Raw genomic sequence first — 14,824 nt, forward strand, 5'->3', positions numbered from 1 at the left:
TGTCTCCTGTGGGTTGCTCTGTCTGTCGTCAGCCATGGAATCGGTCTGCCAAGCGCCAGCGTTGGCGCAGGTGCGCGGCAATCTCAGCGGTGTGTTGCGTCAACAGGCTATGGCCCGCGCCGTGCAGCACGTGGAGTTCCGCATGCGGGATGCCGTCGGCCAGCATGGCGCCGTGGCTCAAGGGGCAATCGGTGTCGTCGCTACCGTGAATGACCAACGTTGGACAGGCCACGCGGCCAAGCTCGCCACGCTGGTCTGTCCCGCGAATCGCTTCCCAGGTCCACGCCACCGTGCGATGGTCCGCAGCGTCTTGCAGCCCAAGCCGTCGTTCACGCTCGGCAATCGCCTCAAGCAATGCATCCTGTGACCCGGCCTTGAACCATTCCACGCCATTGAGGCGCGGCGTGCCGGACAGCAGCAGCAAATCTGCCGGCATCCTGCTGGCAGTTGCCAGGTGTGCCAGCGCGACCGACACACCCATGCTCCATCCGGCCAGCACGAAGGGGCCGTCGGCATGATCGGCAAGGGTCTGGCGCAGTACTTCGGCGAATGCTCCCAGCGAGCAGGCCTGCGCATTGGCGGGCGCCATGGCACGTCCACGCCCCGGCAGGTTTGGCAGCACAAACGTGCAACGATCTGACAAGGCCCGCGCAAGTGGCAGCCAAGCGTCACGCGTGCCTTGAATGCCATGCACAGCCACCACTTTCAGTGGCCCCTGCCCCACCACCATGACGTCATCGGTCGCCACATCGCCTCCGTACACATCTAATATATTACACGGATAGTAGCAGAAAACAGCTAGGACGCAAGGCACGACCAAGGCATGGATCGAAGATGCGTACGGCTCATATACAATGAACTTCTTGTGCATGCAGACATTGGCCATGACCGCAAAAACCGCCTCCCGCGCACGTGCCGCGGCCATCCCGGAAAAAGAAGAAGAACCCGCGGGTCAGCGCGGCAAGCTGACCGATCTTGCGTACGAGCAGATCGAAGAGGCGATCGTGACGCTGCAACTGGCGCCGGGCAGTTCGGTGTCCGAGTTGCAACTCAGCGAGATGACGGGCATCGGACGTACACCAATCCGCGAAGCCATCCAGCGACTGGCGCGCGAACACCTGATCATGGTGCTGCCGCAACGCGGCCTGCTGATCGCGCCGATCGATGTGGCCCGGCAACTGCGGCTGCTGGAAACACGGCGCGAAGTGGAGCGGTTGATCTGCCGCAGTGCCGCGCGCCGCGCCACCGCCGAACAGCGCGACCACTTCAAGCGACTGGCCAAGGAATTCGAGCAATCGTCACGCAATGGCGACGACGTGGCCTTCGTACGCGCGGATCGGGAATTCAACGAGCTATGCCTGGTGGCCGCCCGCAATGAATTTGCCGAAGGCGCCATGCGCCTGATGCACGGCCTGTCCCGACGGTTCTGGTATCTGCATTACAAGGAAGCGGCGGACTTGCCGACGATGTCGAAACTGCACGCAGCAGTTGCGTCGGCGATTGCGCGCGGCGAAGTCGACGGCGCCGGCAAGGCACTCGATGCACTGCTCGACAACATCGAGGAGTTCACGCGCGCGACGGTGCTGGGGGATTATCGGTAGACGGAATGCGGACTGCGAGGTCCGCTGCGGCCTAGTACACCAACCTGCGGGACGAACCTGCGGCACCAGTCTGCAGAAATCCGGACCCACAAAAAACAAAACCCCGGAAGACCGCGATCTTCCGGGGTTCGCCGCCATTACTTATGTACTGGCGGAGACGGAGGGATTCGAACCCTCGATCCAGGTTTTGGCCCAGATGCTCCCTTAGCAGGGGAGTGCCTTCGACCTCTCGGCCACGTCTCCCAAACTTGCGTTGTGCGAGGGAGGCCGCACAACGAAGCGCGTATTCTAGCGAGGCTGTTGCAGATGGTCAATGATATTTCGATGACCCGTGACAAAAAACGCTGCAATCCACCACGCCAGAAAAATCAGAAACGGATCACGCCTGATCCAGTTCGAACACCTTATGCAGCGCGCGCACGGCGAGCTCCATGTACTTCTCGTCGATCAGCACCGAGATCTTGATTTCCGAGGTGGAGATCATCTGGATGTTGATGCCCTCTTCCGACAGCGTGCGGAACATCTTGCTGGCGATGCCGACGTGCGAGCGCATGCCCACACCCACCACCGACACCTTCGACACCTTCGGGTCGCCCGACACGCTGGCGGCGCCGATATGGGCCTTCACGCTGTCGTTCAGGATCGTCAGCGCGCGCTGGTAGTCGCCGCGCGGCACGGTGAACGTGAAGTCGGTCTTGCCGTCCACCGACTGGTTCTGGATGATCATGTCGACGTCGATGTTGGCGTCGGCGATCGGGCCCAGGATCTGGTAGGCGATGCCCGGCTTGTCCGGCACGCCCAGCACGGTGATCTTGGCCTCGTCGCGGGCAAAGGCGATGCCGGAGATGACGGCTGCTTCCATTTCAGACTCTTCCTCAAAAGTAATCAGCGTGCCCGAGTGCATTTCCTGCTCGAGCGGCATCAGGGGGTCGGTCAGCGACGACAGTACGCGGGTCTTCACGCGATACTTGCCGGCGAACTCCACCGAACGGATCTGCAGCACCTTGGAACCGAGGCTGGCCATTTCCAGCATTTCCTCGAAGGTGATCTGGTCCAGGCGGCGGGCGTCTTCAACCACGCGCGGATCGGTGGTGTACACGCCGTCCACGTCGGTATAGATCAGGCACTCGTCGGCCTCGATGGCGGCGGCGATGGCCACGGCCGAGGTGTCCGAACCACCGCGACCCAGGGTCGTGATGTTGCCTTCGGTATCGATACCCTGGAAGCCGGTGATGACCACCACCTTGCCAGCGTCGAGATCGCCGAGGATGCGCTCGTCGTCGATCGACTCGATACGCGCCTTGGTGTGGGCCGAATCGGTCTTCACCGGCACTTGCCAGCCGGTGTAGCTGACCGCGTCGATGCCTTCGCCGTGCAGCGCGATGGCCAGCAGGGCCACGCTGGCCTGCTCGCCCGTGGAGGCCAGCATATCCAGTTCGCGCGGGTCCGGCTGCGCGCTAATTTCCTTGGCAAGGCCCAGCAGGCGATTGGTCTCGCCCGACATGGCCGAAGGCACCACGACAACGCGGTGACCTGCGCGGTGCCACTTGGCTACGCGCTTGGCGACATTCTTGATGCGTTCCGTGGAACCCATCGAAGTGCCGCCGTATTTGTGAACGATGAGAGCCATCTTCTTGTCGACACCAGCGGTTGTGCAAAGCCCACGAAATTACACCAAGAGTGGCTTCCCGTAAAGGCGCAAAGGGCATAAAACCCGTAAAACGTGGCGTAAATGACGTCGTTTTCTTGTGAAGAATATTCACATAGGGAAATAGATCTGTCCCCAATTTCCTGGTGACCGGCCACCTTCTCGCACCCGCGACCGCCTCCAGACGCGCCTGGCAACCGACCGTGAGACCCACCATTTATCCATGCAACTCAGGTCGCGCCACCCACTCCACGCGCCAGCGCGGCGCGTGCGCGGCGTCGGCTGGCCAGCGGCGATGCATGCCAAGCCCAGCCGCCAGCACGAGCGTATCGCCGCTCCAGAGCAGCGGCAGGTATGCGCGCCGCCACGCGGGAATGTCCGCCTCCTGGTAGGCCTGCTTCAATGCTCGCGCCGGGCCACCGGGGCGCAGCACGATGCGCTCCCCGCCCGTCCTGGCTGCGAGCCGCAGCGACGCACGCAGTACGTGCTCTGGCACGCCAAACGAATCGTCGCGCGCGAAATGCAGTTCGCCGCGCCATGCCGGGACCACAATGCGCGACTCATCGCGCCATTCGAACAGGAACGGTGCCGGCGCTACGGCCGGCACTGCGTGGCAGGCCAGCACGCGACCACGAAAGCGCCGCAGGACCACGCCGTCGTGAGCGATGGCAGGTTCCCCGCCCTGGTGCTCGATCAGCTGCGCACGCATCGCCGCCAGGCGCGCGGTCGACGGCGGTTGTGTGCCGAGATCGCGCAGCCAGTGTCGCAGCACTGCATCGGCATGCTCGGCGGGCAATGTGCGCAGGCCGGCAAGGTCGAGTTCGGAAATGGTATCGGCGTCGCGCGCCGCGCAAACCAGCGTGGCCAGCGATTGTTCGGCCAATGCATCGAGCATGCCGGCTGCCTGCGCAAAATGCGCGGCGGCCTGGGTCACGTTCTGATGGAGCGCGGGAAATGCCTGCAGCAATGCGGGCAACTGTGCGCGCAGCGCGTTGCGCGCGAAGCGTGTGTCGCCATTCGAGGGATCTTCGATCCAGGTCAACGCATGGAGTGCACAGTAGCGGTCGATGTCGGCACGCGAGACATCGAGCCATGGCCGCAGCAGTTGCACGTCACCCTGCGCGTCCAGGGGCCGGCTCGCCGGCATGCCCGCCATGCCGGCCACGCCGGTGCCACGGAACAATCGCAGCAGCACGGTTTCCACCTGATCATCGCGATGATGGGCAAACAGCAGCAGCGCCGCCCCTTGCTCGCGGCACATGCGACCCAGCGCCTCGTAGCGGGCGCGGCGCGCAGCCGCTTCGATGCCCTCACCCGCTGCCAGTTGCACTGTCACGCGCTCGGTTGCCAGCGGCAGTTGCCAGTCGGCACACAGCGCGGCACAGAAACGGTCCCAGCCATCGGCCTGCGCCTGCAGGCCGTGATGTACATGCAAGGCCACCACGCGAGCCAAGGGCCAGTTATCGACCAGCGCGGCGCGCGTGGCATGCAACAGCGCCACGGAATCGCGTCCGCCGGACAGGGCCACGGCAATGGTGACGGGCTGCGCGTTGCCAGAAACAACAAAGGCCGCACCGGCCTGCAGAGCCAGTGCGACCTTCGTGGTCAGTTGCGCGGCAAGTTGCGCGGAAACTCCAGCGCTCACATCATTCCTGCGCGCCGGTTTCCTTGAATTTGCCATAGGCCATCAGGCGCTCATGACGGCGCGCCTGCAATTCCTTGACACTCATGCCCTGGAACTGTCGCAGCGATTCCGCCAGCGTGCGCTTGAGCATCGTGGCCATGCCCTTCGGATCGCGGTGCGCGCCGCCCAGCGGCTCGTTCACGATCTTGTCGATCAGGCCCAGCGCCTTCAGGCGGTGCGCGGTCAGGCCCAGTGCCTCGGCGGCTTCCGGCGCCTTCTCGGCGGTCTTCCAGAGGATCGACGCGCAGCCTTCCGGCGAGATCACCGCGTAGGTGGCGAACTGGAGCATCTGCACGACATCGCCCACGGCAATTGCCAGCGCGCCGCCCGAACCGCCTTCGCCAATGATCGTCGCGATCAGGGGCACCTTCAGGCCGGCCATCACATAGAGATTGTGGCCAATCGCTTCGGACTGGCCGCGCTCTTCGGCGTCGATGCCCGGGAATGCTCCCGGGGTGTCGACGAACGTGAAGATCGGCAGGCCGAACTTGTCGGCCAGTTCCATCAGGCGCTTGGCCTTGCGATAGCCCTCGGGCTTCGACATGCCGAAGTTGCGCAGCGCGCGTTCCTTCGTGTCGCGACCCTTCTGGTGGCCGATGATCATGCATGCCTGGCCGTTGAAACGGGCCAGGCCGCCCACGATCGACAGGTCGTCCGCGAAAGCGCGGTCGCCATGCAGTTCATGGAAGTCGGTGAAAATCTCGCGCACGTAGTCCAGCGTGTACGGACGCTGCGGATGACGCGCGATCTGTGCCACCTGCCACGGGGTCAGGCTGGTGTAGATATCCTTGGTCAGCTGCTGGCTCTTGCCGGCCAGCCGCGAAATCTCTTCGGAAATATCGACAGCCGAATCGTCCTGCACAAAACGCAGTTCTTCGATCTTTGCCTCGAGCTCGGCAATCGGCTGTTCGAAATCCAGGAAGGTGGTTTTCATAAAACGCGGACCTGTCTGTGAAGGGGCGCATTCTACCGGAAATTCTGCCGGTTTCTGCCACCCAATATGTTGATTCTTATGCATTTCCGGCAAGAATCAACGCCGTCACTGCTTTCAATCGCCCTGCCCGGTTGCTAATACGTCACCGGCAGCGGGTCCAGACTGCGCCACATATACCACGTTGCCACGGTTCGCCATGGCTCCCAGTTGGCGGCCACTTCGCGCGCCTCGCTGCGCGTGACGGGTTCACCACTGAAATAGTTGGCCGAGATCGCGTTGATCAGTCCGACATCGTCGAGCGGCAGCACGTTGGGCCGTGTCAGATTGAACATCAGGAACATCTCCGCCGTCCAGCGGCCGATGCCGCGGATCTGCGTCAGTTCCGCAATCACGGCCTCGTCGTCCATGCCGGACCACTCATCCACGTGGACGCTGCCAGCCTTGAAATGTTCGGCGAGGTCGGTGATGTATTCCGCCTTGCGCTTCGACAAGCCGCAGCCGGCCAGTTGTTCGGTACCGGCCTTCATGAACTGTACCGGCGTCACGCGCGGGCACAGCGTGACCAGGCGCTCCCATACCGACTGCGCCGCCTTGACCGAAATCTGCTGTCCAACGATGGAACGCGCCAGCGTGATGAACGGATCGCCGCGCGACACCAGGTGAGCGGGGCCATACTTCGGAATCATCTTGCGCAGGATGCGGTCGCGCTTCATCAGGTCGGCGCACGCCTCGTCCCAATAGTCGGGGCGCACCGCATCGATGACGGTCTCGACCGGCAGCGGAACGGCATCGACCTCGGGCAGCTCCGGCTTGCGGCTTTTGGCGCTGGCCTTGGCTGGCGCTTTCGCAGGTGCCCTGGATACCTTGGGCGCCTGCGTAGCCGCCGTCTTGCCAGCGGGACGAGGCGCCACGGCGGCGGTCTTCGGCTTGCGCGCGGCAGCGTTCAAGCACGCCTCCACTCGGTGGCACCGCCCGGTTTGTCCTCGAGCACCACACCGGCCGCCAGCAACTCGGCGCGGATGCGATCCGCCTCGGCAAAATTGCGCTCGGCCTTGGCCGTCTTGCGCGCAACGATCTGTGCCTCGATCTGCTCGCCGCTCAGGCTGCCGGCAATATGGCCGCCTTGCAGGAACGTATGCGGATCCCGCTCGAGCAAACCCAGCGTGCCGGCCAGTGCCTTGAGCTGGTGGGCGGCCGCGACCGCGCCCGTGCGGTTGACTTCGCTGGCCAGGTCGAACAGCACCGACACGGCGATCGGCGTGTTGAAGTCGTCGTTCATCGCGTCCGCAAAGCGCTTGGCGTGCGGCTCTTCCCAGTCCACCGCGCAACCGCCCGGCTGGGTTTCCTTGAGCGCCGTGTACAGGCGCGTCAGCGCGTGACGGGCATCGTCGAGGTGCGCATCGCTATAGTTCAGCGGGCTGCGATAGTGCGCGCGCAGGATAAAGAAGCGCACGACCTCGGCGTCGTATTCCTTGAGCACGTCGCGGATCGTAAAGAAGTTGCCGAGCGATTTCGACATCTTCTCGTCGTTCACGCGCACGAAGCCGTTGTGCATCCACATGTTCACGAACGGCTTGCCGCTGGCGCCTTCCGATTGCGCGATCTCGTTCTCGTGGTGCGGGAACTGCAGGTCCGCGCCGCCACCATGGATGTCGAAATGTTCGCCCAGCAGCGTGCAGCTCATGGCCGAGCATTCGATATGCCAGCCCGGCCGGCCGGTGCCCCACTTCGACGCCCACTTGCTTTCGGGCGGTTCGCTTTCCTTGGCGGACTTCCAGAGCACGAAGTCCAGCGGGTCCTGCTTGGCGTCATTGGCACTGACGCGCTCGCCGGCGCGCAGGTCCTCCAGCGACTTGCCGGACAGCTTGCCGTAACCCTGGAACTTGCGCACCGAATAGTTCACGTCGCCATCGGCCGCCTGGTAGGCCAGGCCCTTCGCCTCCAGCTTCTCGATGATATTGAGCATCTGCGGCACATATTCGGTGGCGCGCGGCTCGTAGTCGGGACGGATGATGCCCAGTGCCGCGGCATCCTCGTGCATGTACTGGATGAAACGCGTGGTCAGCTGGCCGATGGTCTCGCCGTTCTCGGCGGCGCGGCGGATGATCTTGTCATCGATATCGGTGATGTTCTGCACGTACGTCACATCGTAGCCCGCGGCGCGCAGCCAGCGGTGCACCATGTCGAACACCACCATCACGCGCGCGTGACCCACGTGGCAATAGTCGTACACGGTCATGCCGCACACATACATGCGCACCTTGCCGGGTTCGATAGGCACGAAAGGCTGCTTTTCACGCGCGAGCGTGTTGTAGATGTTCAGTTGCTGCATGTAGCGATGTAGTGAATGACGTTGCCGGGCGCGCGCCATGGCGTGCGGGCCCCATATCTTACCGGAAGCGCCCGGGTCCGGCCGAAGGTGTACGCACGTCGGCGGCGGGCATGGCATTGCGGCCTGCGCTGCACGCCTTGCCGCTTTGCTAGAATGCCGCGGAGTATAACGGACCGCCCTTACATGAGCCTGCTTCTGCCCACCCTTGCATCGGCCCGCCGTAGCGCCGCCCGAGGCGTCTCCCGAGGCCTCCGCCTTTCCGCGCTGACAGGCGCGCTGGCCATGGCTGCCGCACTGATGGCCGCGCCGGCCGGGGCGCAGAATGGCCCGCTGTCGCTGTCGGCACCCCCGGCGGCGCCCAGCGGCGTGGTGTCGGTGGACCCCGGCATGGTGCCGGCCCAGAAGGCTGTCAACGACAAGCGCTACGACGACGCCATTGCCGGTTTCGACAAGGTACTGGCCAGTAACCCGCGCAACGCCCAGGCACGCTTCCAGCGGGCATGGGCGATGTCGAAGGCTGGCCACGACGACGACGCCATCAAGGCCTTCGCCGAAATGGCGCAGGATTTCCCCGAGCTGCCCGAGCCGCATAACAACCTGGCGCTGCTGTATGCCAAGCGCGGCGACCTGAAACGCGCCGAAGCCGAGCTGCTGCTGGCCATCGACGCCAAGCCCGACTACGCGATCGCCTACAGCAACCTTGGCGATGTCTACAAGCGGCTGGCCGAGCAGGCCTATGGCAACGCCGTGCGCCGCAATCCTGGCGACACGCGCGCCGCCGCGGGCCTGCGCCAGGTGCAGGGCGCCCCCGCACCGGCCGGTGCGCCGGCAGCCACGCCGGCGCCACGCAAGGCCCCGGCCAGCGCCCCGGCCGCCCGCTGAGCCCGTGCGGCATTCATTCATACCATTGCCGGCAACGCACGCATGCACGCGGCGTTGCCGGCCCCCGTTATCGCTCCCGCTTGTCGCCCCATTTCGCCTGATCTGAATCCCGGAGTCCAGACATGACCGTATCCCGCCGCATCGTCCTGGCCGGCCTGATGGCCGCCGCCACCGCCCTGTCGCCGTTGGCCGCCATGGCCCAGGGCGCCAGCCCGGCCACCGCCGCCCCGAAGGCCGAGCGTGTGCAGTTCGCCACCAGTGCCGGCAAGTTCACCATCGAGGTGTATCCCGACGCCGCCCCGAAGACCGTGGCCAATTTCATGGAGTATGTGAAGAGTGGCTTCTACAGCGGCACGATCTTCCACCGCGTGATCAACGGGTTCATGGTGCAAGGCGGCGGCTTTGACCGCGACATGAAGGAAAAGCCCACGCGCGCGCCGATCCAGCTCGAAGCGCAGAACGGCCTGAAGAACAAGGCCGGCACCGTCGCCATGGCCCGCACTTCGAATCCGAACTCGGCCACCGCGCAGTTCTTCGTCAATGTGGTGGATAATCCGAACCTCGACTACCCGCAGCCGGATGGCAACGGCTATGCCGTATTCGGCAAGGTGGTGGAAGGCATGGACACGATCGACAAGATCAAGAACAGCCCGACCACGGCATATGGCGCCATGCGCAATGTGCCGGCCGCGCCGATCGTGATCGAGTCCGCCACCGTCGTCACCAAGTAACCGCCGCGCCCCGGGTGGGCGTGGCCATCACCGTCATCGAACAGACGAACAGAGGTAAGCCATGAGCAAGGTACAACTCCAAACGACGCAAGGCGTCATCACCATCGAACTGGACGCCGAGAAGGCACCGAAATCGGTGGAGAACTTCCTGTCGTACGTGCGCAAGGGCCACTATGACAACACGGTGTTCCACCGCGTGATCAAGAACTTCATGATCCAGGGCGGCGGCTTCGAGCCGGGCATGAAGCAGAAGGACACCGACGCGCCGATCGAGAACGAAGCCGGCAACGGCCTCAAGAACGACCGCTACACGGTGGCCATGGCCCGCACCAATGCACCGCATTCGGCAACGGCCCAGTTCTTCATCAACGTGGTGGACAACGACTTCCTGAACTTCAGCTCGCCCACGCCGCAAGGCTTCGGCTACGCCGTGTTCGGCAAGGTCGTGGAAGGTACCGACGTGGTCGACGCCATCAAGGGCGTGCGCACGGGCAGCTCGGGCTTCCACCAGGACGTGCCGGTGGACGACGTGGTGATCCAGAAGGCCACCATCGTCGAGTAATCCGGCACGACGGTTCCGATCCGATTGCGGCATGCCGCTCGTGGTGAACATTCCCCTCCGACACGCATGACCGCAACCACCCGCACGCCGGCGTCGGCACCGCTCCAGGTGCAGGCGCCGGCGTGGTTCATTTCCGATCTCCACCTGACACCGGGCATGCCGCGCACGCTGGAAGCATTCCAGCGCGTGCTGGACCAGGCCGCGCAGCAGGCGCGCGCGCTATTCATACTCGGGGATTTCTTTGAGTTCTGGGTCGGCGACGAGGAAACCGACACGCCGTTTGCCGCCGGGGTCGCCGCTGCGCTACGCCGGCTGGCCGATGCGGGCGTGCCGGTCTACCTGATGCATGGCAATCGCGATTTCCTGATCGGCCGGCGCTTTGCCAAAGCGGCAGGCGCCACGCTGCTACCCGATCCGTCGGTCATTGTCTGCGCCGGCCAGCGTGTGGTGCTGAGCCATGGCGACATGCTCTGCACCGACGACGAGCGCTACATGCGTTTTCGCCGCTGGACACGCCGACGCTGGGTACAACGCCTGTTCCTGCTGCTGCCGCTGGCCACGCGGATGGGCATCGCCCGCCGGTTGCGCGCCGACAGCGAAGCTGGCCGGGCCCGCCAGGCCGAGGGCGCGGCGCCGCCCACCTATGGCGATGCCACGCCGGCCGCGGTCGATGCACTGCTGGCCGAGCATGGCGCGCACACCTTGATACACGGCCATACGCACCGCCCTGCCCGCCACGACCATGTGCATGGCGAGCGCTGGGTGCTGACCGACTGGGATCTCGACGGCCGCCATCCCCGCGCGGCCGTATTGCAGCTCGATGCCAGCGGCTTCAACGTGCTGCCACAGGTGGCATGACGATGCGCACGAGGCCGCGCTTCGCGCCACGCCGCACCGCATGCCAGTCGCTGGTTGCGGCGCCTATTTCATCAGCTTGCGTAGCTCGCTTGCGTCGAAGCGGTCGTTCGGGGTGTTCTCGAGATGTTCGCCGAGGCGGTCGAGTGCGGCCAGCACGGCCTCGATGCGGTCATGTTGCTTGGCCGCGTTGTCGATCAGGCTCTTGAGCGCCAACGACACCGGATCGTCCGCATTCGGCGTGATGCCATAGGCCGAGAATTCCTGCTTCGCGCCCTGCTGCGCGGCCGGCGCATCGGGCATGATGATGCGTGCCGGAATACCGACCGCCGTGGCGCCTGGCGGCACTGGCTTGAGCACCACCGCATTCGAGCCAACGCGCGCACCATCGCCCACTTCGAAGCCTCCCAGCACCTTGGCGCCGGCGCTGACCACCACGCCAGCGCCCAGCGTGGGATGGCGCTTCTGGCCCTTGTACAGCGAGGTGCCACCAAGCGTGACGCCCTGGTAGATCGTGCAGTCGTCACCAATCTGGGCCGTTTCACCAATTACGACACCCATGCCGTGATCGATGAATACGCGGCGACCCAGCGTGACAGCGGGGTGGATCTCGATGCCGGTCAGCCAGCGCGACCAGTGCGAAATCCAGCGTCCGAGCCAGTGAAAGCCGCTACGCCAGCAGGCATTGGCCAGCCGGTGGAATATCACGGCATGCAACCCCGGATAGCAAGTCAGTACTTCCAGGCGGCTGCGCGCGGCGGGGTCGCGCCGCATGATGGCATCGATATCTTCCTTGAGGCGAGTGAACATCTTCGTCGTGTCGTGTTGCCATGCCGATGCGCCGCTCGCGCAAATGCAGATACCAGTGCAGGTGCAAATGCAAGCGGTCGCCGGCGTGGTCATTAGCCGGTCGTGTACTACGTTCTTGTGTGAGGGACGGCCTGGGCGCGTGCGAGCAGGGAGTGTAAGAGATTTGTGCGCCTGACGCCGGCCCTGTGCCCATCAGGGCTTTTCGGGTCGCGGCGACCTCAACATCGCGCCGGCTGGCGGATGCAGGCACAGGCGCCGCACTGGCGCAGTACTGCGCCATGGGAATCGTCCTGCCTGGAGTACGCCAGCGACGCATGCACTGGCAATGCCGGAATCCGGATCACGTTCTCAGCCTTCGTTGTTGCCTTCGTTCCGCTTGCCGCCGGTCAGCAGCATGCGCTTGGCGATACCGCGCAGGATATTGACCTCCTCGCGCTCGAGCCCGGCCCGGGCAAGCATGCGCCGCAGCCGCGGCATCAGCTTGCGCGGATTGGCCGGATCGAGAAATCCGATCGCCGCCAGCCCCGCCTGCAGATGCCCGAACATCGATTCGATCTGCTCCGCCGTGGCGGGCTCACCAGAATAGCCGATATTGGGCACGCCGTCCGATGCCGCGCCGGAAGCGTCATTGACCTCAAGCAGGGCCAGCCGCATCTCATAGGCGATCAGTTGCACCGCTTGCGCGAGATTGAGCGAGGCGTAGGCCGGGTTGGCCGGGATATGGGTCACGGCCGAACAACGCAGCACCGCCTCGTTGGGCAAGCCATAGCGCTCGTTGCCAAACACGAAGGCGATCGTCCCGCTATCGCTAGCGTCGGCGGTCAGCACCGACCTTCCCTGCGCGGCCGCCGCGCGAGGCAGCAGGCGGGGCGGGCCGAACTCGCGCTGGCGCGCGGTCATTGCCACGCTGAAAGCCGTGCCGGCCAGCGCGGTCTCGATATCGTCGACGATGCGGGCGCTGGCCAGCACGTCGTCCGCGCCGCTGGCCAGCGCGACCGCTTCCGGATGCGCGAGCACGTCGGGTTCGCGTGGCGACACCAGCACCAGGCTGCCCGGCAACTCGCCGAAACCCATGGTCTTCATCGCACGTGCGACCGAACCGACATTGCCCGGGTGGCTGGTCTCGACCAGCACCACGCGCACGCGCGAAAAAATGCCCGAGGAATCACTCGAAGCGGGAACTGCCGGGGCCTGCCCGGCCTGGGGATTCAATGCATCAGTCATCTGGGATGACCCGGCCATCAGGTTTGCCGCCGCCGACGCATGTCGACTCGTGCAGTGGGCCGGGTTCCTATACAATGCAGCCTTCAATTTGCGGCACGGCGCCTGAAACCGGCGACGGCCCCTCGTTCTTCTACAATCTGTTGTGCTGTTCGGCCGGTGCCCGGCTGCGCGCGCTTTCGCCATGGCTGGCGATGGCTGCCGTGCGAGTCGCGCCCACCTGCCCCCTGGAGAGATTCATGCATCCGATGCTTAATATCGCCGTCAAGGCGGCCCGCAAGGCGGGTTCCATCATCAACCGCGCGTCGATCGACGTCGACCTGGTGCGCGTATCGCGCAAACAGCACAACGATTTCGTGACCGAAGTCGATCGCGCCGCCGAAGCAGCGATCATCGAGATCATCAGCACCGCCTACCCCGAGCACGCCATTCTAGCGGAAGAGTCCGGACAGTCCTGGGCCGAAGGCGAGGAACAGCGCGAATTCACCTGGGTCATCGATCCGCTCGACGGCACCACCAACTTCATCCACGGTTTTCCGCAATACGCGGTGTCGATCGGCCTGCTGCACAAGGGCGTGCCGTCCCAGGCGGTGGTCTACGATCCCACCCGTGACGAACTGTTCACGGCCAGCAAGGGCGCCGGCGCGTTCCTGAACAACCGCCGCATCCGCGTGACCCGCCGCGACAAGCTCGCTGACTGCCTGATCGGCACGGGCTTCCCGTTCCGCGACCTCGAAGGCATGGACGAATACCTGGAAATGTTCGCGCTGATGACGCGCAGCTGTGCCGGCCTGCGCCGTCCGGGCGCCGCCGCGCTGGATCTGGCCTATGTGGCCAGCGGCCGGCTCGACGGCTTCTTCGAGCGTGGCCTGAAGCCCTGGGACATGGCTGCCGGCATGCTGCTGGTCACCGAGGCCGGTGGCCTGGTCGGCAACTACGCCGGCGAATCGCGCCAGATGGAACAGGGCGAAGTGCTGGCCGGCAATCCGAAGGTGTTTGCGCAGATGGTGCGACTGCTGTCGCCGTTCTCGCTGGACAACGTCAAGCCGACGCTCAAGCCGATCGGCGAGTAATTCCTCAAGTAACTCCGCGCGTGGTTCGCTCCGGGGTCGCCGTCAGGGCCCCGGGTCGAGCGAACAGGCCAGGGGCAGGTACTGCGCATTGAAGCCATCGCTGCCGCCCCTGATCGAGCAATTCCACGAGCCATCGGCCAGGCGGCCCACCGTGATGCGCGTGCCCCTTGCCGCCATGTGCACGTCGCCATCGAGCGTCATGACGATGCTTCCGGTGCCGTCCGGATTGAACGCGAACGTATTGGCCGTCTGCGTCAACGACGACTTGATGTAGCCCAATGAAGCAGTCGGATCCGGAAACTCGTGCACGCCATTCTGCAGGCGCTCTTCCACCGGAATCTTGTAGGCCGACGCCTCCCAGAATGCACGCGAGATCTGCGTCTTGACCACATAAGCCTGATAGGTGGGAATCGCGATCGCGGCAAGAATGCCCACGATTGCCACCACGATCATCAGTTCGATCAGCGTAAAGCCCCGGTGCAGTGCCTGCC

15 protein-coding genes and 1 tRNA gene are annotated in these 14,824 nt (G+C 64.7%); 6 read left to right on the forward strand and 10 right to left on the reverse strand.

The genetic code is table 11. The features are described from left to right. Positions 1-28: 28 nt before the first annotated feature. Positions 29-748 (reverse strand): alpha/beta fold hydrolase, encoded by a 720-nt coding sequence (locus tag ACO550_RS37610; RefSeq protein WP_315597908.1) that lies wholly within the window; start codon positions 746-748, stop codon positions 29-31. Positions 749-884: 136 nt separating this feature from the next. On the opposite strand from ACO550_RS37610, the gene ACO550_RS37615 reads away from it, so the two are divergent. Beyond that, complete coding sequence (locus tag ACO550_RS37615; protein WP_315597909.1) at positions 885-1,601, forward strand: FCD domain-containing protein; 717 nt, start codon at positions 885-887, stop codon at positions 1,599-1,601. 149 nt (positions 1,602-1,750) lie between these two features. Here ACO550_RS37615 and ACO550_RS37620 read toward each other — a convergent pair. The 6 genes from ACO550_RS37620 to cysS form a co-directional block, all read right to left on the reverse strand. After that, positions 1,751-1,844: transfer RNA gene (locus tag ACO550_RS37620), tRNA-Ser, on the reverse strand. Between the two features lie 136 nt (positions 1,845-1,980). After that, the gene (locus ACO550_RS37625) at positions 1,981-3,231 is read right to left on the reverse strand and encodes an aspartate kinase (RefSeq protein WP_315597910.1); all 1,251 of its coding nucleotides are present in this window, start codon (positions 3,229-3,231) and stop codon (positions 1,981-1,983) included. 235 nt (positions 3,232-3,466) lie between these two features. Further along, positions 3,467-4,894, reverse strand: coding sequence for a tRNA lysidine(34) synthetase TilS (gene tilS, locus ACO550_RS37630; RefSeq protein WP_485995145.1), 1,428 nt, complete (start codon positions 4,892-4,894; stop codon positions 3,467-3,469). 1 nt (position 4,895) lies between these two features. After that, positions 4,896-5,867 (reverse strand): acetyl-CoA carboxylase carboxyltransferase subunit alpha, encoded by a 972-nt coding sequence (locus tag ACO550_RS37635; RefSeq protein ID WP_315597911.1) that lies wholly within the window; start codon positions 5,865-5,867, stop codon positions 4,896-4,898. Between the two features lie 134 nt (positions 5,868-6,001). Further along, positions 6,002-6,814, reverse strand: coding sequence for a DNA-3-methyladenine glycosylase (locus ACO550_RS37640; RefSeq protein WP_315597912.1), 813 nt, complete (start codon positions 6,812-6,814; stop codon positions 6,002-6,004). Then, positions 6,811-8,199, reverse strand: a complete 1,389-nt coding sequence (gene cysS / locus ACO550_RS37645; RefSeq protein WP_315597913.1) for a cysteine--tRNA ligase — start codon at positions 8,197-8,199, stop codon at positions 6,811-6,813. The genes ACO550_RS37640 and cysS overlap by 4 nt, the downstream gene beginning before the upstream one ends. Before the next feature lie 183 nt (positions 8,200-8,382). Here cysS and ACO550_RS37650 point away from each other — a divergent pair, with 183 nt between their 5' ends. The 4 genes from ACO550_RS37650 to ACO550_RS37665 all read left to right on the forward strand — a co-directional run bounded on the left by ACO550_RS37650 (position 8,383) and on the right by ACO550_RS37665 (position 11,232). After that, complete coding sequence (locus ACO550_RS37650) at positions 8,383-9,081, forward strand: tetratricopeptide repeat protein (RefSeq protein WP_315597914.1); 699 nt, start codon at positions 8,383-8,385, stop codon at positions 9,079-9,081. 122 nt (positions 9,082-9,203) lie between these two features. After that, positions 9,204-9,812 (forward strand): peptidylprolyl isomerase, encoded by a 609-nt coding sequence (locus ACO550_RS37655; protein ID WP_315597915.1) that lies wholly within the window; start codon positions 9,204-9,206, stop codon positions 9,810-9,812. A gap of 61 nt (positions 9,813-9,873) precedes the next feature. Continuing rightward, the gene (locus ACO550_RS37660) at positions 9,874-10,374 is read left to right on the forward strand and encodes a peptidylprolyl isomerase (RefSeq protein ID WP_066738737.1); all 501 of its coding nucleotides are present in this window, start codon (positions 9,874-9,876) and stop codon (positions 10,372-10,374) included. 66 nt (positions 10,375-10,440) lie between these two features. After that, positions 10,441-11,232: a UDP-2,3-diacylglucosamine diphosphatase gene (locus ACO550_RS37665; protein WP_315597916.1), complete on the forward strand. Its 792-nt coding sequence runs from the start codon at positions 10,441-10,443 to the stop codon at positions 11,230-11,232. Between the two features lie 63 nt (positions 11,233-11,295). Here the strand turns inward: ACO550_RS37665 and cysE are convergent, their stop codons facing one another. Beyond that, entirely contained in the window at positions 11,296-12,039 is a 744-nt protein-coding gene (gene cysE / locus ACO550_RS37670; protein WP_315597917.1) for a serine O-acetyltransferase, read from the reverse strand. 348 nt (positions 12,040-12,387) lie between these two features. Continuing rightward, on the reverse strand, positions 12,388-13,263 hold the full coding sequence (locus ACO550_RS37675) for a TrmJ/YjtD family RNA methyltransferase (RefSeq protein WP_315597918.1): 876 nt from the start codon (positions 13,261-13,263) through the stop codon (positions 12,388-12,390). A gap of 236 nt (positions 13,264-13,499) precedes the next feature. On the opposite strand from ACO550_RS37675, the gene ACO550_RS37680 reads away from it, so the two are divergent. Further along, entirely contained in the window at positions 13,500-14,333 is an 834-nt protein-coding gene (locus ACO550_RS37680) for an inositol monophosphatase family protein (protein WP_315597919.1), read from the forward strand. A 42-nt stretch (positions 14,334-14,375) separates the two neighbouring features. Here the strand turns inward: ACO550_RS37680 and ACO550_RS37685 are convergent. Further along, positions 14,376-14,824: pilin (locus tag ACO550_RS37685; RefSeq protein WP_485995146.1), on the reverse strand; the 449-nt coding region annotated here is incomplete at its 5' end.

Source organism: Cupriavidus sp., assembly GCF_057315035.1.